Below are 22,086 nucleotides of genomic sequence, written 5' to 3' on the forward strand. Positions count from 1 at the left end.
AAAACGTGCGGCAAAGGCCGCTCGCAAGACGTGCTGGCTGCCTGTTTTCGAGATAATTGCAGTGGCGAAATTCTAGACGATGCCCTATCGGGACGCCTAGTAGAAAAGGTAACCGGCCGTGCGCTTTGCCGCGCCGCGATATTTTCGAGAAAAATCAGTGGTTTCCCGCGCCGGTCGGGTGGCCGCGCCGGTAGGGTAGAATCCGCCCGTCTGACGAATGTAAGATCATCGAACAATCGGTTACAGACCGGGCTCGCACCCGCGCGAGAAAATATCCTTCAGGCAGGCGACTGCCGTCTTTTTGTCCAACGAACGAGCGCTCATAAAGAGCGCCGCAGCCGCATCCATGTTGCGTACCTTTTTCCTTCGACCGGCCTCTTCGAGCCAGTCTTCGCCAGCGTCGCGTGCGGCGCGAGTGCGCTCATGAGCGCCGCCCGGCTCACCCGTTTCCTGCGCGCGGCGGGCGTCGTGGGCGCGATCGCCGCGTATCAGCTCGGCGCGCACCATGCCGCGTCGACGCCCGGCGCGCACGGCCTCGGCCTCGCGCTCGTGCTCGCGCCCCTGTTGCTCATCGCGCTGAACGCCGCCGTGCGCTCGCCGGCGCGCGCGTGGCTGCTGCCGTTGTGGGCGCTCGCCTGCGCCGTGTTGTGGCTCGGCCGCGCGCCGCTGACCGCGCATTTCGGCTGGGGCCTGTGGCTCGAGCACGCGAGCTTCAATCTCGCGCTGGCGTGGATGTTCGGGTGCACGCTCGGCCAAGGCCGCGAGCCGCTCTGCACCCAGTTCGCGACCATGGTCCACGGCAAGCTCGAACCGCGCGTCGCGCGCTATACGCGGCGCGTGACCGTCGCGTGGACGCTCTTTTTCATCGCCACCGCACTCGTCTCGACGGTGCTGTTCGCGTGCGCGTCGATCGTCGCGTGGTCCACGTTCGCCAACTATCTCGCGCTGCCGCTCGTCGGGCTGATGTTCGTCGCAGAGTACGGCTGCCGCCGCATCGCGCTGCCGGGCATGGAGCCGTCGAGCATCATGGACGCGGTTCGCGCGTACACGCAGTCGATGCAGATGCGTCGCAGCGGGGCGCAGTGATGCCGACGAAGTCATCGCACATGCAGACCTTTCCGCTGGTTTTCCATTCGTCGCCGGATCAGGTGATCGCCTGGCGCAGCGGCGCGCCCGTCACCGTGCGCGAATTTATTGCCGATGTGCAGCAACTTGCCGATGCGCTCCCCGAAGGCGGGCATGTGTTCAACGTCTGCACGGACCGTTACCGCTTCACGGTTAGCCTGTGCGCGACGCTCGTCGCGGGGAAGACGAGTCTGCTGCCGTCCACGCATACGCCGGAAATGGTGCGCGCCCTCGCCTCGTTCGCGCCCGACGCCTTCTGCCTGCACGACACCGACGATTGCTCGATCGATCTGCCGCGCTTCCGGTATCCCGAATCCGCCGCGGCCCGCGTTGACGGCGAAGCGAAGGTTCCGCAGATCGACGCCGCGCGCGTCGTGGCTTACGTGTTCACGTCCGGCTCGACCGGCGTGCCGGTGCCGCATCGCAAGACGTGGGGTTTTCTCGTGAAGAACGTGCGCGCGGCGGCGGCCCGGCTGGGGCTGCTCGGAGAAGCACGCGCCACGCTCGTCGGCACCGTGCCGCCGCAGCATATGTACGGTTTCGAATCGACGGTGCTGCTCGCGCTGCTCGGCGGCCTCGCGTTCAGCAACCGCCAGCCGTTCTACCCTGTCGATATCCGCGCGGAACTCGACGCCATCCCCGAGCCGCGCGTCCTCGTGAGTTCGCCGATTCACCTGCGCGCGCTGTTGGCGAACGAGGACGTCTTGCCGCGTGCGTCGCTCGTGCTGTCGGCGACCGCGCCGCTTTCCGAGAAGCTCGCGCTCGACGCCGAAGCGCGTCTGCAGGCGCCGCTGATGGAAATCTACGGCAGCACCGAAACCGGCCAGATCGCGACGCGCCGGACCGCGCGCACCGCCGCGTGGGAATTGTTCCCCGACATTGCGCTGACACCGCGCGCCGATGATTCCAACGATAGCGGTGAACCGACGATGTGGGCATCGGGCGGCCACGTGGAAGTGCCCGTGCCGATGGGCGACGCGCTCGAACTCATCGACGGCGCGCATTTCCTGCTGCACGGGCGCAAGGCGGATCTCATCAACATCGCGGGCAAGCGCACGTCGCTCGCGTATCTGAATCACCAGTTGAACGCGGTGCCCGGTGTCGTCGACGGCGTCTTTCACATGCCCGACGACGCGCATCACGCCGATAGCGAGCCCGTGCGCCGCCTGATGGCGCTCGTCGTCGCGCCCGGACTCGCGGCGGCGGACTTGCAGCGCGCACTGCGCGAGCGCATCGACGCCGCGTTCATGCCGCGTCCGCTGCTGTTCGTCGATTCGCTGCCGCGCAACGCCACCGGCAAGCTGCCGCGCGAGGTGCTCACGCAACTGATCGAGCAGGAACGCAATCGACGCGCGGCGCTCACGTTCACCGTGCCGCCGGAGCATCCCGCGCTCGCCGGACATTTCCCCGGCCGTCCCATCGTGCCGGGCGTCGTGCTGCTCGATCACGCGCTCGACGCGATCGGCTCCGTGCTCGGCCGCAACGTCGACGCGTGCAGGATCGAATCCGCGAAATTCCTGAGCCCGGCCGAACCGGGCGAGACGCTGGACATCGCTTACGAAACGGCGGCGAGCGGCGCGATCCGCTTCACGATCCGCGCAGGCGGGCGCGCGGTGGCGAGCGGCGCGCTCGCGGCGCCGATGACCGCCGCCACGGACACGGACGCATCGTGAACGAGCCGCGCAACCGCGACGACTGGGCCGACCGCCAGGAACGCAGCAATCTCGCGCTGCTGCGTTTCATGACGTGGATATCGCTGCGCTTCGGGCGGCGCATCGGGCGCGTGCTGCTGCGGGTCATCACCGCGTATTTCGTCGCGTTCGCGCCGCGCGCGCGGCGTGCGTCGCGCGCTTATCTGAACCGCGCGCTCGGGCGGCATGCGGGCTGGCGCGATGGTTACCGTCATGTGTTTTCGTTCGCGTCGACGATTCACGATCGCATCTATCTGCTGAACGAGCGCTTCGATCTGTTCGATATCCGCACGCACGGCGTCGAAGACGTGGAATCCGCGCTCGCCGGCGGGCGCGGCGCATTCCTGATGGGCGCGCATCTCGGCAGCTTCGAAGTGGTGCGCGCGATCGGGCGGGCGCAGCCGCATATCCGCATCGCGATCACGATGTACGAGGAAAACGCGCGCAAGATCAACGCGATCCTCGCCGCCGTGAATCCTTCCGCGCATCACGATGTGATCGGCCTCGGCAAGGTCGATGCGATGCTCAAGGTGCGCGAGCGGCTCGACGCGGGCAGTCTCGTCGGCATATTGGCGGACCGCACGCTGCGCCAGGCCGGCGACACCCTGAAGGAACGCGATTTCCTCGGCACGCCCGCCGCGTTTCCGCTCGGGCCGCTGCATATGGCGGCGGTGCTGCGCCGTCCGGTCGTCTTCATGACGGGGCTTTATCTCGGCGGCAACCGCTACGATATCCACTTCGAAACGCTCGCGGATTTTTCGAAAGTCGAGCGGGCTGATCGCGCCGCCGCCGTCGATGCCGCGCTCACGCGCTATGTCGCGCTGCTCGAAAAATATTGCCGTGCAGCGCCGTATAACTGGTTCAACTATTTCGACTTCTGGCAGACGAACGCCGCGCAGGAACCCGCCCGCGCACCCGATGGCGGCCTGCGGGAAGCAACGAGGGATTCCTGATCTCATGCGAGTTTTCGCCGCCGTTTTGACGGCCGCTTTGCTGTCGGCTTTTTCGACGACCGGTGTCGCCGCCGACGCGCCCTGGACGCTCGATCGCCTCATGAACACGCTCGGCGCGAAGAAATCCGGCCGCGCGCACTTCACCGAGACGCGCTATCTGAAGATCGCGCAGGAGCCGCTCGAATCGTCGGGCGAACTGGTGTTCGTCGCGCCCGATCATCTGGAAAAGCATACCGTCAGCCCGAAGCCGGAAAATCTCGTCGTCGATGGCGACATGCTCACCGTCGATCGCAGTGGCCGCAAGGTCACCATTCCGCTGCGCAATTATCCGGAACTGGGCGCGTTCATCGAAAGCATCCGCGCGACGCTCGCGGGCAACCGCTTCGCGCTGGAAAACGCGTACAAGGTGTCGATCGATGGCAAAGGCGAAGACTGGACGCTCACCCTCGTGCCGATCGATTCGCGCATGAAGCAGAAAGTCAGCTCGATCACGCTCGCGGGCACGGGCGCGGCGCTCGCGCGCGTCGAAATCCGGCAGGCCGACGGCGACCGCTCGCTGATGCGCCTGCAAGACGCGTCGGCGCACTGACACGGCATGCGCGCGGTTCTTCGTCAGCCTGCGGTCATCGTCTGGCTGGGCTTCCTGGCTGTGTGTGCGGCGATCATCGCGCGCACCAGTTTCTCCGCCGATCTCTCCGCTTTCCTGCCGCGCTCGCCGAGCGAGCAGCAGCGCGTGCTCGTCGAGCAGTTGCGTGACGGACTGGTGTCGCGGCTGATACTCGTCGGCATCGAAGGCGGCGATACCGCGGGCCGCGCGGATATTTCGCGCAAGGTCGCGTCCCGGTTGCGCGAGGACAAGCGCTTTTCGGCGATCAACAACGGCGAGCCGGTCGGCCAGGCGCGCGACGAGCGCTTCGTCTTCGAGCATCGCTATCAGCTGAGTCCCGCCGTGACGCCCGAGCGCTTCAGCGAAGCGGGCCTGAAGGATGCGCTCGCCGACAGCCTCGATCTGCTCACCTCTTCCGCCGGCATGATGGCGAAGGATCTCTTGCCGCACGATCCGACCGGCGAAGTCACCGCGCTCGTCAGTCAACTGGACAGCGCCGCGCAGCCCGCGATGCAGGACGGCGTGTGGGCCTCGCGCGACGGCAAGCGCGCCGTGCTGCTCGCGCAGACCGCGAGCGCCGGTTCCGACACCGACGCGCAAGCCAGCGCGATGGCCGCGATCCGCGATGCGTTCCGGCAGGCCGCGCCGGGCGCGTCGCCGTATCGCCTGGTGATGACGGGCCCCGGCGTCTTCGCCGTCGAAACGCGCGACACGATCATGCGCGACGTGCGCTGGCTGTCGGCGGCGAGCATCGTGCTGATCGTCGTGCTGTTGCTGGCGGTGTATCGCTCGGTGCCGACCTTGCTGCTCGGGCTGATGCCGGTTCTTTCCGGCGTCGCGGCGGGCGTCGCCGCCGTGAGCCTCGCGTTCGGCACCGTGCATGGCCTCACGCTCGGTTTCGGCACGACGCTGATCGGCGAGGCCGTCGATTACTCGATCTATCTGTTCGTGCAATCGGCGGGCATGACGTTCAGCGGGCGGCGCGGATCGCTCAAGGACTGGGTCGCGGGCTTCTGGCCGACGATCCGCCTCGGCGTGCTGACGTCGATCTGCGGCTTCGCGTCGATGCTTTTCTCGGGCTTTCCCGGCCTCGTGCAACTCGGGCTGTATTCGATCGTCGGTTTGTCGACGGCGGGCATCGTCACGCGCTTCGTGCTGCCGCATCTGTTGCCGCAAGGCTTCGCGATCCGCGATGTCTCGCGCCTCGGCAATCTGCTCGCGGGTTTCGCTGCGCACGCGTCGCGTTTGCGTGTGCCGCTCGCGGTCTTGCTCGTCGGCGCGGTCGCGGCATTGCTGATGCAGCGGCACGGACTGTGGAGCCAGGAGTTGTCGGCGCTGAGCCCGGTTCCCCAAGCGAGCCAGGATCTCGACGAACGCCTGCGCGCGGATGTCGGCGCGCCGGACGTGCGCTATCTCGTCGTCGTGTCGGCGGCGACGGAACAGGCCGCGCTCGAACATGCGGAAGCGCTCGCGAATCGGCTGCAGCCTTTGATCGATGCGCGCGTGATCGCGGGTTACGAAAGCCCGGCGCGTTATCTGCCGAGCGATGCCGCGCAGCGCGCGCGCATCGCGAGCCTGCCGCCCGCCGATGTCTTGCGCGCGCGTCTCGCCACGGCATTGCGCGATCAGACGATCCGCGTGAAGCCCGAGGTCTTCGAGCCTTTCATCGCCGATGCCGAAGCGGCGCGCGCGCAGCCGCTCCTTCGCCGCGCCGATCTGCAAGGCACGTCGATGGCGCTCGCGGTCGATTCGCTGCTCACCGAACGCGACGGCCGCTGGACCGCGATGCTCCCGTTGCGCGCGGCGGAAGGCTCGGACGTGCAGGCGCAGAAGATCCGCGCGGCGGTGGCCTCGGCGCAGGTGCCGGATGCGCTTTTCGTCGACATGAAAAACGAGGCCGACCGCCTGTACCAGAACTACGTGCACGAGGACATTCGCCTCTCGCTCGGCGGATTCGCCGGGATCGTCGTGCTGCTCGTGCTCGCGCTTCGCTCTCCCGTGCGCGCCGCGCGCACGCTCGCGCCGCTCGTCGCGGCGGTGATCGTGGTGATCGCGGGGCTGGCGGTCGCGGGCAAGTCGCTCACGATCCTGCATCTGATCGGTATGCTGCTGATCGTCGCGGTCGGGTCGAACTATGCGCTCTTCTTCAACTATCGCGCGCACGCCGAGGACAACGCGATCTCGCCGCAAACGCTCGTGTCGCTCGTGATCGCGAATCTCGCGACGGTGCTCGGCTTCGGCCTGCTTGCGCTCTCGAAAGTGCCGATGCTCGAGACCTTCGGCCTGACCGTCGGCCCCGGCGCGATTCTCGCGCTGCTGTTCTCGGCGATTCTCGCGCCGCGCTCGGGGTTCACACGATGAACGCGCCCGGCACGCCACGCCGATGGACACCCGCGCCCCTGATCGGCGGCGCGGCGGCCGTCCATGCGGGTGCGCTCGCGGCGCTGGCCGTTGCGCCCGCGACGTGGCCGTGGGCGGCGGGCGGCGTGATCGCGTCGCATCTCGCGCTGACGGCGGCCGGACTCTGGCCGCGCAGCGCCCTGCTCGGCCACAACTGGACGACGCTGCCGGAATCGGCGGGCGCGCGCATCGCGATCACGATCGACGACGGTCCCGATCCCGATGTCACCCCGCGCGTGCTCGATCTCCTCGACGCGCATCGCGCCCGCGCGACGTTCTTCTGCATCGGCGAGCGGGCGCAGCGATATCCGCGCATCGTCGAGGCGATCGTCGCGCGCGGACATGCGGTCGAGAATCACAGCCAGCGGCATCGGCATAATTTTTCGCTGATGGGACCGGGCGCGATGCGGCGCGAGATCGACGCGGCGCAAGCGACGCTCGGCGAGATCGCGGGCACGCGGCCGCTCTTCTTCCGCGCGCCGGCGGGATTGCGCAACCTGTTCCTCGAACCGGTGCTGTGCGGCCTGGGCCTGCATCTCGCGAGCTGGACGCGGCGCGGCTTCGATACCCGGACGGGCGATGCGGCGCTCGTCGCGCGGCGTTTGCTGCACGGGCTCGCCGCGCGCGACATCCTGCTCGTCCACGACGGCCACGCCGCGAAGGATGCGAACGGCGCGCCCGTCGTGCTGGCCGCGCTCGATACGGTGCTGCGCGCGGCGGCGGATCGCGGGCTCGGCACGGTGACATTGCGCGAAGGGATTGTGGGCTAGACTGCACGAGCCCACCGCTCACCCATCGTCCGCATGGTGCCGACCGCGCTCATCGAAACGGCCAGCCGTCCTTACCGCGCCGCGGGCCGTTTCGCGTGGCATTTCGCCTGCGCAAAACTCCGCAGCGATCCGTTCTTCGCGCATATCCTCGCGCACGGCCTGATTCCCGATGACGCGCGCATCCTCGATCTCGGCAGCGGCCAGGGCCTGCTCGCCGCGTGGCTCGTCGGCGCGCACGCGTGGCATCGGCAAAACGCCGAATCGGCATGGCCCGCGCGCTGGCCCGTGCCGCCCGCGCCGCGCTCGATTCATGGCATCGAGCTGACGCCGCGCGATATCGAACGGGCGCGCATCGCCTTGAAGGCGCACGACGCGCGCATCCGCTTCGTCTGCGGCGACATTCGCGTGGCGCCGTTTCCGCGAGTCGATGTCGTCGTCGCATGCGATGTGCTGCATTACGTCGACGCCGCTTCGCAGGCATCGATTCTGCGCCGCGTGCGCGCGAGCCTCGCGCCGGACGGCGTGCTCCTGCTGCGCGTGAGCGATGCCGACGCGGGCTGGCGCGCGGGCTTCGATCGCGCCGTCGATTTCGGCATGCAGATTGCGCGCTCGGGACGCGCGGGCCGCCTCACGTGCCGCAGCGAATCGCAATGGCTGGCGCTGCTCGGCGATCTGCGCTTTCGCGTGACGGTCCGTCCAATGGGCAACGGCACGCACGACGCGAATCGTCTGCTCATTGCGACGCCCGCTGGCTGAGGCGCGCCGGGGCCCAACGGCCCGCTTTGTTACAATTCATCGCACTGAACGTCACCGGATTTTTGGGGATCGAGCTCGTAGTGAACCCTCTTCTGCTTACGCATTTCACCGCCACGAGTTGCGCGGGCCGCGGCGTGGATGCAACGCTCGCCGCGCTCGTCGAAGGACGCGGCGGCCTCGCGCCGTGCGACTTCGAAGGCGCCGTGCTCAAAACGTACACGGGCCGCGTCGACGGCATCGAGGAGGCGCCGGTGCGCGCCGGTCTCGCCGAATTCGACTGCCGCAACAACCGCCTCGCGCAACTCGCGATGACGCAGGACGGCTTCGACGCACGCGTGCGCGAAGCCATCGCGCGCGCTGGCGCGGAGCGCGTCGGCGTGTTCATGGGCACGAGCACCGCGGGCATTCTGGAAACCGAGCTCGCCTATCAGCGCCGCGACGCGCAAACCGGCGCCCTGCCCGCCGACTTCAATTACGCGAGCACGCACAACCCCTACTCGCTGGCCGCCTTCGTGCGCGCGTACTTCGGGCTGCGCGGGCCGGCGGTGTCGGTGTCGTCGGCGTGTTCGTCGGGTGCGAAGGTGTTCGGCTCGGCGCGGCGCATGCTCGAAACCGGTCTCATCGATGTGGCCGTGGTCGGCGGCGTCGATACGCTCTGTCTCACGACGCTCTACGGCTTCAACTCGCTCGAACTGCTCGCGCCGGGGCCGTGCAGGCCGTTCGACGTGAAGCGCGACGGCATTTCGATTGGCGAGGCGGCGGCGTTCGGGCTGCTCGAGCGCGATTCGACCGATGCCGATGACGACGCCATCCGTCTGCTCGGCATCGGCGAATCGAGCGATGCGTATCACATGTCGTCGCCGCATCCCGAGGGACTCGGCGCGCGCATGGCGATGGAGCAGGCGCTTGCGAGCGCCGGGCTCGATGTGAGCGACATCGGCTACGTGAACCTGCACGGCACCGCGACGCCGAGCAACGATGCCGCCGAAAGCCGCGCGCTCACGAGCCTCTTCGAGCGCGTTCCGTGCAGCTCGACCAAGGGCGCGACGGGCCATACGCTGGGCGCGGCGGGCGCGCTCGAAGCGGTGATCGCCGCGCTCGCCTTGCGGCATCAACTGATTCCGGCGGGCACGAACACGAGCGAGCCCGATCCCGCGCTCGGCCTCGACTACGTGCTCACGACGCGCGAAGCGCCGTTGCGCGCGGTGCTGTCCAACTCGTTCGGCTTCGGCGGGACGAACTGCAGTCTCGTGTTCGGACGCAAGGGAGCGGCATCGGCATGACTCCACTGCGTGCATATATCGAAGGCATCGGCGTGATCGGGCCGGGGCTCGCCGACTGGCCCCGCACCGCCGACGTGCTCGCGCAACGCGCAACGCACGAAGCCGCGACGACGGTGCTGCCGCCGCCGGCGGGGTTGCCGTCCGCCGAGCGCCGCCGCACCGGGCCGGTCGTGCGCGCGGCGCTCGCGGCCGCGCACGAAGCGGTCGCGCAGAGCGGGCGCGACGCCGCCACGCTCGCCGCCGTGTTCGCGGCATCGGGCGGCGACGGCGGGAATTTCCACGCGATCTGCGAGACGCTCGCGAGCGACGAGCCGCAACTCTCGCCGACGCGCTTTCACAACTCCGTCCACAACGCGCCCGCGGGCTACTGGAGCATTGCGACACGCGCGATGGCTTCATCGAACGTGCTGTGCGCGTACGACGGCAGCTTCGCGGCGGGCTTGCTGGAGAGCCTCGCGCAAGTGAGCGTCGATGGCGCCGCGACGCTGCTCGTCGCGTACGACACGGACTATCCCGAGCCGTTGCGCCACGTGCGCCCGATCGTCGATGCGTTCGGCGTCGCGCTCGTGCTCGTGCCGCAGGAAAGCGAGCGGACGCTCGCGCGCATCGAGGCCCGCCTCACGGACGCCGATGCGTTCACCTTCGCCGATGCCGGTCTCGAAGCGCTGCGCCTGTCGAATCCGGCCGCGCGTGCGCTGCCGCTGCTCGACGCACTGGCGCGCGGGCAGGCAGCGAACGTCGTGCTCGATTATCTCGATGGCACGCGCGTCGCCGTGGATATCGAACCGTCATGACGGCTGCGCAAAATCTCGATCGCGACTGGATCGCCGCGCGCATTCCGCACAGCGGCTCGATGTGTCTGCTGGATGCCGTGGTCGCGTGGGATGCGCAGCGCATCCGCTGCACGGCGACGAGCCATCTTTCCCCCGACAATCCGCTGCGCTCGAAAGGCCGGCTCGCGTCGGTGTGCGGCATCGAGTATGCGGCGCAGGCAATGGCGACGCACGGCGCGCTCGTCGGCGAAGAAGCAAAGCGGCCGCGCGTGGGCATGCTGACGAGCGTGCGCGGCGTGCAAACGCACGTGGAGCGGCTCGACACGCTCGCCGGCCCGCTCGATATCGAAGCCGAGCGCATGGGCGGCGACGACAACACGGTGCTTTATCGCTTCAACGTGTATTGCGCAGGACGATTGCTGTTGAGCGGCCGGGCCGCCGTGATTCTCGACGCTGCTCAGGCCGCGGGTTTGGTCGCGCAATAGGCCGAGAAAATGCCGAGCTCGACATCGCGGCGCACGTTCGCGAAACCCGCGCGCCCGATGGCGGCGAGTACGGTGTCGGGCGGCACGCAGGCTTCGATCGTGTCCCAGTAGTAGCGCATCAACTCGACGCTTTCCTCTTTCTTCCCGACGACGCGCGCGATCAGCGGCACCACGCCGCGCATGTAGAACCTCAGCGCGGCGACGCCCAGGCCATGCGCGGGGCGCGTGATTTCGAGCACGCAGAGCCGTCCGCCGGGCGCGAGCACGCGGAAGTATTCATCGAAGGCACGCGCGAGATCGCTCACGTGGCGCAGCGCGAAACCCATGCACAGAAAATCGTAGGCGGCGCTGTCGCAGGGCAGATTCTCCGCGGTGCCGATGCGCGTCTCGACGCCGATCGGCAGATGCGCCTCGCCGACCATGCCCGGACTCGGATCGATGCCCGTGACGAGCGCCGGATCGCCCGTGATCGCGACCGCTTCCTTTGTGACGAGTCCCGTGCCCATGCCGACATCGAGCACGCGCATGCCGCGCGTGAGACCCGCCGAGCGCAGCGCACGATTGCGATACCACGGGCCGGAGCCGAAGGCCATCGCGCGTTCGATCGCGTCGTAGTCGGAGGCCGTGCGGTCGAACATGCCGCGCAACCACACGCGGCGGCGCGATTCGTCGGGATAGTAGGTCGTGAGGGGCTCGTGCGGGGCCTTCTGATCGATGCGTTCGATGGGGTCGCGCCGGGGGGAAGTCATCGAGTCTCCTGTTTTTGCTGAGCCGCAGGACGTTCGTCGATTGCTTTTACCACAGCGCGCGGGATCAGTGGATCGCGGTCCACGCGAGGGCGACGGAGAACGTCGCAAGAATGATCGACGCGCCGCGCTGCACGCGCTCCGGACTGAGCCACGCGAGACGTCCGGTGCCGAGCGCCGCGCCGAAGGTGATCCACAGGAAGCCGATGGGAATCAATGCGGCGGCGAAGATCGACATCGTGCGGAGATATGTGATGGGATCGGCGAAGGCGCTTGGCGGAAAGATGGCGCTCGCGAACAGCATCGCCTTGGGATTGAGCAGCGTGGTGACGAAGAGCGCGCGGATGCCGACGGAATTGCGCGCGGACGTGGGCAACGAGACGGCGGCGCGCCACATCGCGACCGCGAGATACGCGATGTAGATGCTGCACGCGATGCGCATGAACGTCGGCAGCCAGGCGAGGAAGCTCGCCGCGTGCGTGACGAGATAGCCCCAGGCGGAGATCGCGATCAGGTAGCCGGCGAGTTCGGCCGCCATGAGCGGAATTGATCGTTTGATGCCGCGGCGCAGGCCGGCGGCGGCGAGCAGCGTGTTGGTGGGGCCGGGGGTGATCAGGATGATGATGATGCCGAGCAGGAGCAGGGATGACTGCGAAGGTGCGTGCATGGATGAGGGTGAGTTTTGAAGGCGGGATGGTTAATACCATAGATTCGGCGGTTTATTGGCGTTGGCACGCTTTCTTGCCGATGGTTATCGCGAGGGAGCTGGGCCGGTGGGCTCGCTTGGACCGCTGGGGTTCAACGCACGCCGAGGGTGTTCCGCGAGCGTCTTGCCGATTCGCCTTATCTGGCGTGTCTATAAGCTTTGGGAGCGCGGCGCCTTGATGCCGCAGTTCGAATCGCGCAAACGCTGCAAACCAGCGTGGATGCGCTCATCGGACTTGGCCGCCCACCGGGTTGCACATTCATAATCCGCGGCTGCATGAGCTTTATGAACGGATGATTTGCTTTCGCACGAAGTGCGGAACGCTTCGTGACCATTCAGCAGTCACGGCGATTCAACCGCAACTGGCATAAGGCCGCCCATCTGCGCACCGAACCGCCGCTCTATCCGTGGATGAAGCTCGCCGGTCGGTGGATCGAGCAGGCGGGATTTCACGCAGGACAGCGCGTCAAGGTCAACGTTGAACACGGAAGACTTGTAATTAGCGCAGAGTAGACGAACAAAAGGGCCGCTAAGCGGCCCTGCCAAAGATCATCAGTGATTCAGTACAGGTCAATATTTACTGCACTCGATAGTAAGGTCCCTCAAAAAATCATTAGCCTTGACCACTGGCGTATCCGATCGTCCATTGACGTTAAAGACACCAATTTTAATATTGTCATCAGCCAGTCTCGGGAGAAGATCATCCATCAAATCATCGAGAAATATTTCCTTCGGAACAGAACTCGAATTTTCTTTTGAAACGCAAAGTCGAGCAAAGTCCTTCGCAGGCCAGATAGGGAAAATCAGATTCCCCTCGCCGTCCGCTAACATTGTCCAACCATCTTCGTATAAACCCCAAGCTTCTGCCCAATCAACAATTTTCTTCACGGAAAATTCATACCGACTCTTCCCGTCCGATGAAAGTAGCTTCTCAATTTGCACTTTATTCAGTTTCAGCATATCTCTCGCTGTTATCCTTCAAGCGTTTCTTCGAGCGCGGCCGCGATCAAACATCCCTTTTTACTAGACCGCTTCTTATTTTTCTTGCCGTGGTCATCATGCTTATGTTGGGTTTGATGCAGCTTTGTCAAGTTCAGGTCAGTGAAGTTGTAGTCGAAACCCTTTGCAGACTCATAACCACGCCAATGAGCCACAAATCCTGGAGGAACGCGAATCCTGCTTTTTACGTTTCCTCTCTTATTTTTGCTCTTTCCTTCCATTGCATTAATCTCTTGACGAATCCAGCCCCTAACGTAGCTAGGTTGCTTGGGATCGTTAGCGATGTCTCGTAACCGCGCCTGTCTTCCTGCCGTCGATGTAGATAGACCGAAGGGATCTATCCATCCGAACGCGTTCGGCGCATAACCATATTGATTGGTACCGCGGTTTAGTCCGATCGGATCCTGACTGATGGAATTGACCGGCCTGCGGATCAAAGTACCGATAGCGGTTGTAAACAAAGGGCCGCTTTTAGGCGGCCCTTTAGTCACGACTTATTTCATTCTTCGGACACCCCGATATATTCAAGTCCATTCATGGCTGACGCTAATCTTAAAGCACGCCCACCCGTTACGGAACGTCTCGTGACTATTCAGCAGTCACTCCGATTCCAGCGCAACTGGCATAAGCCCGCCCATCTGCGCACCGAACCGCCCGATTTCCCGTGGATCAAACTCGCCGGACGGTGGATCGAGCACGCGGGGTTTCAGGCAGGGCAACGCGTCAAGATCAACGTTGAACACGGAAACCTTGTGATTACCGCTGGGAGACGACCAAAGGGCCGATTTTCAGCGGACCATAACTTAGCCAACCGCACCTTTAACGGTGAACTTTAGACCAGTGAGGTTGGCATCTTTAGTTTCATCGATAAATTTTTGCGTACAAAAATATAACTTATTGTATTTTTTATCTCTAAAAATTTCTCTGCCCTCAATATTTTTAATATTGAATCTCATCTCTCCCGCTCTAAACAAATCCATAAAATCAGTTCCTGATAGCCCCTCATCCTCAATCGCATTTATTGGGTCAACCAGATTCGCAACACAGAAATTCCTCGGAAGCTCTGGCGTAGTTATCTCCAAGAACTCAACTTTTCCACCCGCAAGCTTCAGGATTAAATCTTTATAACTACTCTCAATTATCAGTACACCAGAGTGGTAACAACTAGCCATAAAATCAACTTTTCGTTTATCGGCCCTGCGCCGTGGATCTTTGAACAAAAAATAATCAACCGGCCGCCAACCCTCAATGAGCGAACTTCCATCTGTACTAATCACCCCAGCTTTATCGTCAATAGGAAGCAAAAATCTATAGCTTTCGTAATCAGATCCAATTGAATAAATATTCATCTCGATCACCAAATTTTTTGTTGAAAAGCAAATCGCTTTGAATTGATTCCAACTCGTCTAGTACAGTCTGTTTCGCACCAACAGAATCTGCCATAGAAATTCTTTCGTTGACATTTTCGTAATACTTATCCGTGTGTATTGCACGGTGATAGGCTCCGGGCTGCTGGCTGTTTTTATCCATATGCTTAAGATAAATGCCATTATGTTCACTGTTAATGCCGATATTTGTTTTTGCAATATTTGTCTTGCCGGATCCGCTCGATCATCGTCCGCAGCGACCATATGGTGAGCTGCAGAGCCTTTGTACTTCTTCCATGCCCGTTTCATGTAGTCTGACTTCTTGGCAAGCTCTCGATTCGCCTTATTCATGTTCTTTTTTAGTTCTTTTGTGCAGCTAAGGCCAAACGGATCTATCCAGCCAAATACGTTGGACGCAAACTCATATGGATTCAGCCCACCAGCAAGGCCAATCGGATACTGCGATACGAATATGCCGGTGTTGGGATCAAAGTGCCGATATCGGTTATAAAGGGCCGCTTTTGAGCGGCCTTTTCAATAAATCATCTCAATCTTTAACCCTTAATTAATGAATCACCTTCCACATCTTCTATATAGCGCTCTATATCAAGATTAACTTCCACCTTCTTTCCCAACCCTTCGCTCAGAGCATTTATTAGAAGAATATCAGAGAGAACATCAATTTTGCACAAGAACTGCCCTTCATGATCGTCCGCCTCAACATTTCGCCTCAATCCCTCTAGCGATAACTCAAGAAGCTTTCCACTTAATATGTCAGGGATATAGTTTTCACCCATCTCTGGAAATTTTAGCTTCGAATATCGCTCCGGCGAGGTCAGCTTAGCAAGTGCAACATCTTTATTCTTTTTGCTGCCCACATAATATTCCAAAGCCAAGCAGTAACTCGCAATATCCCACACGTTGAATTTGCCATCAAACTCTATCTGACAAACATCAGATAGAACTTCCTTCAATTCATCGGATTTTTTAGCAACAAAAAATAAATAGGCAAGAGTTTTCGCATCGGCCACATCTCTCTCGCTTTTAAGCGAGAATTTCTTCTCCAGTTTTTTTGCGATCCGTGCTTCTCGTTTGGAAAAGGCTTTTCTCTGTATCTCCGAGAATTTCATAATCCCCTCATTTAACAACAAATTTAACCTTTGTTCCATTTTTAAGATGAGCCACGGCCGCCCTAATCGAGCTACCGGCCCCCGTATTATCTGATGGTTTGATGCATTTAACGCTAGCCTTTCCGCCAGGACTGGATTTATTACTACCTCCCTCGGCAAACATGGCCATTGGCCATTCATCTCTGTGTTTGCCTTTTTGCGTGGCCTCTCCGACCATTGACTGAGAACGTCTCGTGCTCGCCCGTGATCCTCTATCAATCGTCACGACAGAGGGATGCCCTTGGGCAATAGCTTGCCTGATATGACCAGCAGTTTCAGGGTAAACAGAGCTATCAAGTTCCACAATGTGCGAAAAGCCCGAACCCGCGGGAGCTGGCTTAACTGTAACGCCCTTTAAGCCCCAAGGATCAACCCACCCAAAAGTGTTAGGTGCAAATTCATATATATTGAATCCGCCATTGAGTAGGATCGGGTCTTGAGATATGAATATGCCCGTCTGCGGATCGAAATACCTGTGGCGGTTATAAACAAACCGCTTAGACGCACTTCACCCGCACACGAGCTGCAACTCCTTACCCGGCAAGGCTTCCAGCCGACAGACCCACTTAAAGAGCAAGATTTTTCCCTAGACGCGAGTCTAGCCGATCATCGGCACCCCGAACCAGTCGATTTGTCCGAGTCGCCCCCAACATCGACCCGACGTGTCTGACGGCGGCCGCAGGCCGACGGCAGGCACGGCGGAACCGGGCCGACGCATTCCCACTTGCCACACTTGCAACCACCTGCCTTAACCGGATTTCGCGGATGTCCCATGGTGCCGGAACCCGTCAAGGCCGCGCAGCGCCCGCTAGGGCTTGGCCTTGACGGCGATCGGTTCACCACGCTCGGCAATGCGGTGCAAGACGACTTGGCGGCTTGCACCGCATGCAGACCGCGCTTTTTCGTGTTGTTGATTTCGCCGCGCAGCGGCGCACATCGGGGAGCCCCTTGGGGGCGGACGGGAGGCAGGCTGCGAGCACGGAGCGTAAGCCCGCAGGGCTGAAGCCCGAGCGCAGCAGACAGCCGGGCGGGCGGGGCCGTTCACCCTCGCGCGCAGCGCGCTGAATATGCTTTATTCGTTCTTCAATGATTTGGCCGCGACGCGGCCACTGGATTGACCTTGCGAAGCACAACCTTGGGCCGGGGGCGCAAGACATAGCGCGTATTAGCGAATTCTGAGGCGCGGGCCAGCGGCAAGCCGTTCCTTGCTGCTTGTGCCCGCGCCTCAGAATTCGCTAATGCGCCTTTGCGTTATGTTAAATGGGCGAAGCCCATTTACCCCCGGCCCTTCGTGCGCTCTCGGCCCAACGGGCCGCACTTCCTTCTATTGCTCACCGCTCGCAGCCGCGTCGATGAGGCCGGTTTTTCGTTCCTCACTTTCTTACTGCGCGTCCTCGTCCGCTTCGGCGTCGATGGCGGCTAAGAGTGAAGCGGCTGCATCATCGTCGTGCGTTCGCGCGAGCCTCGCCGGATGCGTGGCCGCGTGAATCTCTTTGAGCTTGCCAATCGCCACCTGCGTGTAAATCTGCGTGCTCGACAGATCCGCGTGTCCGAGCAACGCCTGGATGAATCGCACGTCCGCGCCGTTCTCCAGCATGTGCGTCGCGCACGCGTGGCGTAGCGCGTGGCATGCGCCATCGCGTATTCCGGCGAGTTCCATATAGCGCTTCACGAAGTCCGTCAGCCGATTGCCGCTGTACGGCTCGCCGTAGTCCGTCAGGAACAGCGTCCAATCCTCCTGGCGCACGATCAGCATTGGCCTGATTTCATCCAGATAGCGCTCGACCCAATAACACGCCCGCTCGCCCATCGGGATATACCGGTCGCGTCGGCCTTTGCCCTGGCGAACCATCACCGTGCGCCCTTCCAGATCGATGTCCGATAGCGTCAGGTTCATCAGCTCCATGCGCCGCATTCCGGTGCTGTACAACACTTCCAGCATCGCGCGATCACGCGCGCCGGTCAGTTCGCTCACGTCCGGCTGCGCCATCAGGCGCTCAACCTGCGTAACAGACAGCACCCCGCGCTCGATATCGGCATGGTAGGTCCACTTGCTCGCTCTCAGATGCGACATAAACTCGCTCCCAATGATTCGTTCCATTGCGCGTCCGCCTCGTTCAGGCCGCGTCGTTCGCGTCCACGAGTGCTCACGCCTCAGTGCTCCATTTCTCGATCAGATCGACGGGAATGGCCCCGACGATCTCCGCATAACCTTTGCCCACCAGGCTTTCCGAACGCCGCAGCAAGAGCGGAATCGGGCTGCTCGGTTCATGCTCCTCGAACCATAAGCGTGCAGTGCGTATCGAATCGAGCGCCTGGTCGCGTCCCTGCGGCCGCGCCTTGGAGCATGGCATCGGCGCTGACAGCTCGACCGGCACGTCATGAAAATCGGGGGCGCTCGTATGCATCTGCTCGTCATCGACGGCTGGCCCGCTACCGAAGGTATCCTCCATGACCAACGCCAGCGCTTGCTTCGCAGGCTGTTTCGCTCCGGTCACACGGCCTAATACGCGGCTAAGCATCGAAAGGTCCGCCGCATAGACGCCCAGGTGCTGCTGATTCCACACATCGATTTCGCCGAGACTCGCGACTGAGGCATCGAAACCAGCGAGAACCGCCGGCTGTTGCGCACGCAGGTCTTCGAGTTGCCGCGTCACGGATTCGACCGTGAGCGCGTCGCTCGCACGCGGCTGCGCGAACGCGCGCTCGACATCTCGCACCTGCAGCCGCGCGGCGCCGGTGCGCACCAGTGCAATCTCCCGCACGTCGGACAGCAGACCTTCGGTGTCGGTCAGCGCCTGCAACGCGTTCATGCGAATTTCCAGCGCAGCGTCGCGGTCCTCGTCCACACCCGGCTGCGGATGAATGGTGTCCGGAAACGCGCCGAGCCAGGAAGCGAGGAGCCGCAGCCCTTCTGCCAGACCCGCCGCGCCGGCAAGGCGGGTGCGGCAACGCGCGAACAGGACCGCAATGCGGATGTCCTTGCTGCGCATCATCATCCGGCGGCAATCGCGGTCGACATCGCTCCAGTTGACAGGCTCCGCGCTGCCGACGAAATCGCCGTACTGCACGTCCATCTTCGCCGCGACCTGTGCCGTCAGAACGACGAATTCCGGGTCGTATTCGAGATCGACTCCGCAGGGCGAATCGGGATTGATTGCGGCCAGCCAGTCGTGCGTCGGACTCTCGTTGGCTATGCGGTTCTGCGCGGCCTGTTGTTGCGGCATACGCGTGTTGCTCTTCCTGTTCATCCCTTTCCTCTGCCGGCATGCGATGTGTCGCGCTCGCGTGGGCGCCGTGCGAATTGATCGACATATCGCTCCGGATCGAAACGCATGCCCGTGACGGGCTGACCGTCCGGCGAACGTCCCAGCCACCCCGACCAGCCCAACTGCTGTGGTCCGCCAATTTTCGCGGGAGGCGCGCTATCGGAGAGAATGCGTAGTTCGAGCTCCCACTCGAACTCGTACCCAACGAAGCTGCGCACCCAATCGACCAGCATGGGCAAATCCTCGCCACGCGGCGTGAATCGCAGATACCGGTCCAGCTCGATGGGACCGATGACGATGCGAAACCGGTACTGCCGGTCCGGAACCTGCTCGCCCAGCAATGCGCCGACGCCCATCGTCGCGGCGGGGCCCGCCCGTCCGAGATGGGTATGCTCCTCGGGCGCGACTTCGATCCAGTGAAACACGTATTCCTCGATGCCCACCGGCACGCCGAAGTAGCGCTCGAGCGTCATGCGAAGGCCGTCGGGATCGCGCACCTCGCGCACGAGATTCGCCGCGGCGGCCAGTTGCGCGTGCGCCGGAAGCGCACGCCTTGTTATTTCATCGGGATCCTGTCCGGTGATGCTCGCCACATAGAACGAGAACTGCTCGTCATCGGACCGGTCGAGACCCGCAGCCGCCTGTGCGCACGACCACGCCCGGTACAGCAACGTCAGATAGCGATGGTGGAAGATATCGAGGAAATCGACGAGCGTCCTGTCGCGCCGCGACTCCTGGCGCTCGCGCGCGATTTCGGTCACGTGAAGCGGCAATGGCCCGTTGGGCCCCAGCATGCCGAGTCCGAACAGACGAACCTGCAGACGTCCGTCAAGGACGCCCACGCTCGCGATTTCCCGCGGCGCGAACGTCAGGCTCGGCTGCTGGCCGAGACGAAAAGGCTCCGCGCCCGGGCGTCGCGCCGTGCCGATCGGATCGAGAGCGGCGTTGGCGCCGATGCGGCGCATGAGCGGCAGGAAGCCATAACGCCACGGCTCGGCCTCCAGACGCGAGATCGTCTCCGAAGAGAGCCCCGAATCGCGCAGCAACGGCGCAACAGGCAGACGTTCCATCAGGCCACTCCGCGCGTGCCCATGCGCACAGGCCAGCGCATCACGCGGCCGCGCTGCATCGAGTGCAATTCGGTCTGCGTGAAAGAGTTGATCGACACATGACGCGCCAGGTAATGCTCGAGAATCAGGCCGAACAGGTATGGACTCACACCGGAGAATCCTGTTTCGTCGACGGTCAACTGGCATTCGACGCCACGACCGAAAACGAGGGGCCCACCGCCGGGCAACTTTCTCGTGACGGGATGCGTCTTGACGCCAACCAGACTCTCGATCTGACGCTGATGCTCGGTGTCCTCGGCGTTCAGGAAAAGCCTGAGCATGTCGCGAAGTCCCTGACCGCCCGGGCGATGGTCGATGTCCTCCATCGGCAGGTAGTTGAAATTGAGCTGCCGGATCAGGCGCCATGCCACCTCTCCGTCCGCATAAGGCGGTCGCGGCGCGCTAGGCGCGCGAATCAGTCCGATGCTCGCGATGGGTGCCGATTGCACCTTTTCGAAATCGTCGACACCGTTACGTGGCACGAGGCTCGGCAAGTCGCGATTGGTGAGCCACGCGTCGACCGACAGATAGCGCATGCTCTCCCGATACGGCGCCTCCTGCTGGTCGACCAGCGACACGAACGTCTCGGTGCCGATATAAGGCGTGCGCGATCCATAGCGACGCGCCGAGTCCGACAAGAGCCGGCGCTCGCGACGCAGTGAAAAGTACCGCCCGTGATTGCCTTCGTCCTCGTTGAGCGTCTGATAGAGCGGACGGAATTCCAACTTGGCCGGATTTTCCGTCACCTGACCGTATAGCGTCTCCACCGAAAAGACTTCATAGTCCAGCGGTGCGGCGCGCTTCGGCACCAGATGAAACTCCGACTCGTTGTTCGACAGTTCGACGCGATCGAGTTTTTGCGGAAAGAGATTGATGACCGGCGTGCAGAAGAGCGCGAAACGCGAGGCATCGACGAGCCCCGCGAGACGATCCGTGGACCGGTCTAGCAACACCACGATTTCTGCTTCGTTGCCGCGCGCCTTCTTCAGCCCTTCACTCAAACCCGTGAGCGTAAAGAAATAGAAGCGGCTCGGACAGGCGAAATACTCCTGAAGCAGGTTGTGCCCATGAAACTTCGACCAAACGAGCGGCAACATGCCCTGGTCGACGCCGAGCCCTTCGTGAACGACCGCTTGCGAGCTGACCGCGGCGAAGCGCCGTTCCGGCTCACCGAATGCGCCCGGCTCGCCGATGATCGACGCGACGCTTCCCGCATGCAGGAGTTCGAAGAGATTCGATGCGACCTGCTCGTCGCCAGCCAGGTAGATGGGCAACCGGTCCAGTCCCTGAAGCTGCGAGATGCGCGTGCCGCCCGTGGTCCGCACGCGCAGTCGCAGCGCACCGCGCACTTGCGCATGCGCGCTCACGTAACGCTCGAGAGCGGGAATGTCCGGCGGCACACCCGTAAGGCGCGCCCCGACGATCTCCAGCGGATAGAGCACGACGTCCTGGCTCGTGCGAAACGTGCACGCCGTGCGTTCGCCGCGCGGCACATGGGTCTTGAAGGGCGTTCCGCGCGCGATGGGGAGGCCTTCGGTGAGCGTGCCTTCACTCGTACCGGGAAAAAACCGGGCAACGGCCATCGACGGCGTCGGCGCGACATAGTTCGGATACACGACCTCGAGCAAACGCTGCGTGAAGCGCGGAAACTCCGCATCGAGCTTGATCTGCACGCGCGCGGCCATGAAACAGAACGACTCGATCAACCGCTCGACATAGGGGTCCGTCATCTCCTCGGCCTGCATGCCGAGACGCCGCGCGATTTTCGGATGAGCTCGCGCAAATTCGCTGCCGCTCTCGCGCAGGTAGAGCAACTCCTGGTTGTAGTAGTGGAGCAGGCGCGGATCCATGGATACTTGGTTAGCTGATGAAGATGAC

The 22,086-nt window shown here is 63.0% G+C and carries 24 protein-coding genes and 2 pseudogenes; 12 read left to right on the forward strand and 14 right to left on the reverse strand.

What is annotated here, in order from left to right; genetic code table 11:
* Positions 1–423: 423 nt before the first annotated feature.
* From AC1Z32_RS03540 to AC1Z32_RS03585, 10 genes are all read left to right on the forward strand, one after another.
* Positions 424–1,086 (forward strand): COG4648 family protein, encoded by a 663-nt coding sequence (locus AC1Z32_RS03540; RefSeq protein ID WP_483477316.1) that lies wholly within the window; start codon positions 424–426, stop codon positions 1,084–1,086.
* A gap of 20 nt (positions 1,087–1,106) precedes the next feature.
* Positions 1,107–2,798 carry an ApeI family dehydratase gene (locus AC1Z32_RS03545; RefSeq protein ID WP_483477317.1) on the forward strand — a complete coding sequence of 564 codons (1,692 nt, stop codon included), beginning with the start codon at positions 1,107–1,109 and terminating at the stop codon, positions 2,796–2,798.
* A gap of 68 nt (positions 2,799–2,866) precedes the next feature.
* A complete protein-coding gene (locus AC1Z32_RS03550; protein WP_483478196.1) occupies positions 2,867–3,769 on the forward strand; it encodes an LpxL/LpxP family acyltransferase in 903 nt (300 codons plus the stop codon).
* Between the two features lie 4 nt (positions 3,770–3,773).
* Positions 3,774–4,358, forward strand: a complete 585-nt coding sequence (locus AC1Z32_RS03555) for a LolA family protein (protein ID WP_483477318.1) — start codon at positions 3,774–3,776, stop codon at positions 4,356–4,358.
* A 6-nt stretch (positions 4,359–4,364) separates the two neighbouring features.
* Positions 4,365–6,737, forward strand: coding sequence for an MMPL family transporter (locus AC1Z32_RS03560; RefSeq protein WP_483477319.1), 2,373 nt, complete (start codon positions 4,365–4,367; stop codon positions 6,735–6,737).
* The gene (locus AC1Z32_RS03565) at positions 6,734–7,546 is read left to right on the forward strand and encodes a polysaccharide deacetylase family protein (protein WP_483477320.1); all 813 of its coding nucleotides are present in this window, start codon (positions 6,734–6,736) and stop codon (positions 7,544–7,546) included. Before AC1Z32_RS03560 ends, AC1Z32_RS03565 begins: the two co-directional genes overlap by 4 nt.
* A gap of 33 nt (positions 7,547–7,579) precedes the next feature.
* A complete protein-coding gene (locus AC1Z32_RS03570) occupies positions 7,580–8,302 on the forward strand; it encodes a class I SAM-dependent methyltransferase (protein ID WP_483477321.1) in 723 nt (240 codons plus the stop codon).
* A gap of 80 nt (positions 8,303–8,382) precedes the next feature.
* Positions 8,383–9,585: a beta-ketoacyl-[acyl-carrier-protein] synthase family protein gene (locus AC1Z32_RS03575; RefSeq protein ID WP_483477322.1), complete on the forward strand. Its 1,203-nt coding sequence runs from the start codon at positions 8,383–8,385 to the stop codon at positions 9,583–9,585.
* Entirely contained in the window at positions 9,582–10,379 is a 798-nt protein-coding gene (locus AC1Z32_RS03580) for a beta-ketoacyl synthase chain length factor (RefSeq protein WP_483477323.1), read from the forward strand. Before AC1Z32_RS03575 ends, AC1Z32_RS03580 begins: the two co-directional genes overlap by 4 nt.
* Complete coding sequence (locus tag AC1Z32_RS03585) at positions 10,376–10,843, forward strand: hotdog family protein (protein ID WP_483477324.1); 468 nt, start codon at positions 10,376–10,378, stop codon at positions 10,841–10,843. The genes AC1Z32_RS03580 and AC1Z32_RS03585 overlap by 4 nt, the downstream gene beginning before the upstream one ends.
* Here AC1Z32_RS03585 and AC1Z32_RS03590 read toward each other — a convergent pair.
* Positions 10,816–11,592 (reverse strand): class I SAM-dependent methyltransferase, encoded by a 777-nt coding sequence (locus AC1Z32_RS03590; protein ID WP_483477325.1) that lies wholly within the window; start codon positions 11,590–11,592, stop codon positions 10,816–10,818. The genes AC1Z32_RS03585 and AC1Z32_RS03590 overlap by 28 nt on opposite strands.
* Positions 11,593–11,656: 64 nt before the next feature.
* Positions 11,657–12,256 (reverse strand): LysE family translocator, encoded by a 600-nt coding sequence (locus AC1Z32_RS03595; RefSeq protein WP_483477326.1) that lies wholly within the window; start codon positions 12,254–12,256, stop codon positions 11,657–11,659.
* 366 nt (positions 12,257–12,622) lie between these two features.
* Between AC1Z32_RS03595 and AC1Z32_RS03600 the strand changes: the two genes are divergently transcribed.
* Positions 12,623–12,808, forward strand: a complete 186-nt coding sequence (locus AC1Z32_RS03600) for a SymE family type I addiction module toxin (protein WP_483477327.1) — start codon at positions 12,623–12,625, stop codon at positions 12,806–12,808.
* Positions 12,809–12,865: 57 nt separating this feature from the next.
* Here AC1Z32_RS03600 and AC1Z32_RS03605 read toward each other — a convergent pair whose 3' ends face one another.
* Positions 12,866–13,255, reverse strand: a complete 390-nt coding sequence (locus AC1Z32_RS03605) for a DUF2750 domain-containing protein (RefSeq protein WP_483477328.1) — start codon at positions 13,253–13,255, stop codon at positions 12,866–12,868.
* 11 nt (positions 13,256–13,266) lie between these two features.
* Positions 13,267–13,785 (reverse strand): polymorphic toxin type 8 domain-containing protein, encoded by a 519-nt coding sequence (locus tag AC1Z32_RS03610; protein ID WP_483477329.1) that lies wholly within the window; start codon positions 13,783–13,785, stop codon positions 13,267–13,269.
* 45 nt (positions 13,786–13,830) lie between these two features.
* Here AC1Z32_RS03610 and AC1Z32_RS03615 point away from each other — a divergent pair, with 45 nt between their 5' ends.
* Positions 13,831–14,130 (forward strand): SymE family type I addiction module toxin, encoded by a 300-nt coding sequence (locus tag AC1Z32_RS03615; RefSeq protein WP_483477330.1) that lies wholly within the window; start codon positions 13,831–13,833, stop codon positions 14,128–14,130.
* On the opposite strand, the gene AC1Z32_RS03620 is transcribed toward AC1Z32_RS03615, so the two are convergent.
* From AC1Z32_RS03620 to tssF, 10 genes and pseudogenes are all read right to left on the reverse strand, one after another.
* The gene (locus AC1Z32_RS03620) at positions 14,098–14,643 is read right to left on the reverse strand and encodes a hypothetical protein (protein WP_483477331.1); all 546 of its coding nucleotides are present in this window, start codon (positions 14,641–14,643) and stop codon (positions 14,098–14,100) included. The genes AC1Z32_RS03615 and AC1Z32_RS03620 overlap by 33 nt on opposite strands.
* Positions 14,618–14,881: an AHH domain-containing protein gene (locus tag AC1Z32_RS03625; protein WP_483478197.1), complete on the reverse strand. Its 264-nt coding sequence runs from the start codon at positions 14,879–14,881 to the stop codon at positions 14,618–14,620. The genes AC1Z32_RS03620 and AC1Z32_RS03625 overlap by 26 nt, the downstream gene beginning before the upstream one ends.
* Positions 14,882–15,051: 170 nt before the next feature.
* A pseudogene (locus tag AC1Z32_RS03630) lies at positions 15,052–15,165 on the reverse strand (RHS repeat-associated core domain-containing protein); the annotation flags it as partial.
* A gap of 50 nt (positions 15,166–15,215) precedes the next feature.
* Positions 15,216–15,791 (reverse strand): DUF6707 family protein, encoded by a 576-nt coding sequence (locus tag AC1Z32_RS03635; RefSeq protein ID WP_483477332.1) that lies wholly within the window; start codon positions 15,789–15,791, stop codon positions 15,216–15,218.
* Positions 15,792–15,798: 7 nt separating this feature from the next.
* Entirely contained in the window at positions 15,799–16,008 is a 210-nt protein-coding gene (locus AC1Z32_RS03640; RefSeq protein WP_483477333.1) for a NucA/NucB deoxyribonuclease domain-containing protein, read from the reverse strand.
* Between the two features lie 171 nt (positions 16,009–16,179).
* Positions 16,180–16,317: pseudogene (locus tag AC1Z32_RS03645) on the reverse strand (RHS repeat-associated core domain-containing protein); the annotation flags it as partial.
* An 894-nt stretch (positions 16,318–17,211) separates the two neighbouring features.
* Positions 17,212–17,904, reverse strand: a complete 693-nt coding sequence (locus tag AC1Z32_RS03650) for a tyrosine-type recombinase/integrase (RefSeq protein WP_483477334.1) — start codon at positions 17,902–17,904, stop codon at positions 17,212–17,214.
* A gap of 73 nt (positions 17,905–17,977) precedes the next feature.
* Entirely contained in the window at positions 17,978–19,081 is a 1,104-nt protein-coding gene (locus AC1Z32_RS03655; protein WP_483477335.1) for a type VI secretion system protein TssA, read from the reverse strand.
* The gene (gene tssG, locus AC1Z32_RS03660) at positions 19,078–20,169 is read right to left on the reverse strand and encodes a type VI secretion system baseplate subunit TssG (protein ID WP_483477336.1); all 1,092 of its coding nucleotides are present in this window, start codon (positions 20,167–20,169) and stop codon (positions 19,078–19,080) included. The genes AC1Z32_RS03655 and tssG overlap by 4 nt, the downstream gene beginning before the upstream one ends.
* Positions 20,169–22,058: a type VI secretion system baseplate subunit TssF gene (gene tssF, locus AC1Z32_RS03665; protein WP_483477337.1), complete on the reverse strand. Its 1,890-nt coding sequence runs from the start codon at positions 22,056–22,058 to the stop codon at positions 20,169–20,171. Before tssF ends, tssG begins: the two co-directional genes overlap by 1 nt.
* Positions 22,059–22,086: the final 28 nt, after the last annotated feature.

The sequence above is a fragment of the Caballeronia sp. 11_S32 genome, assembly GCF_056930355.1.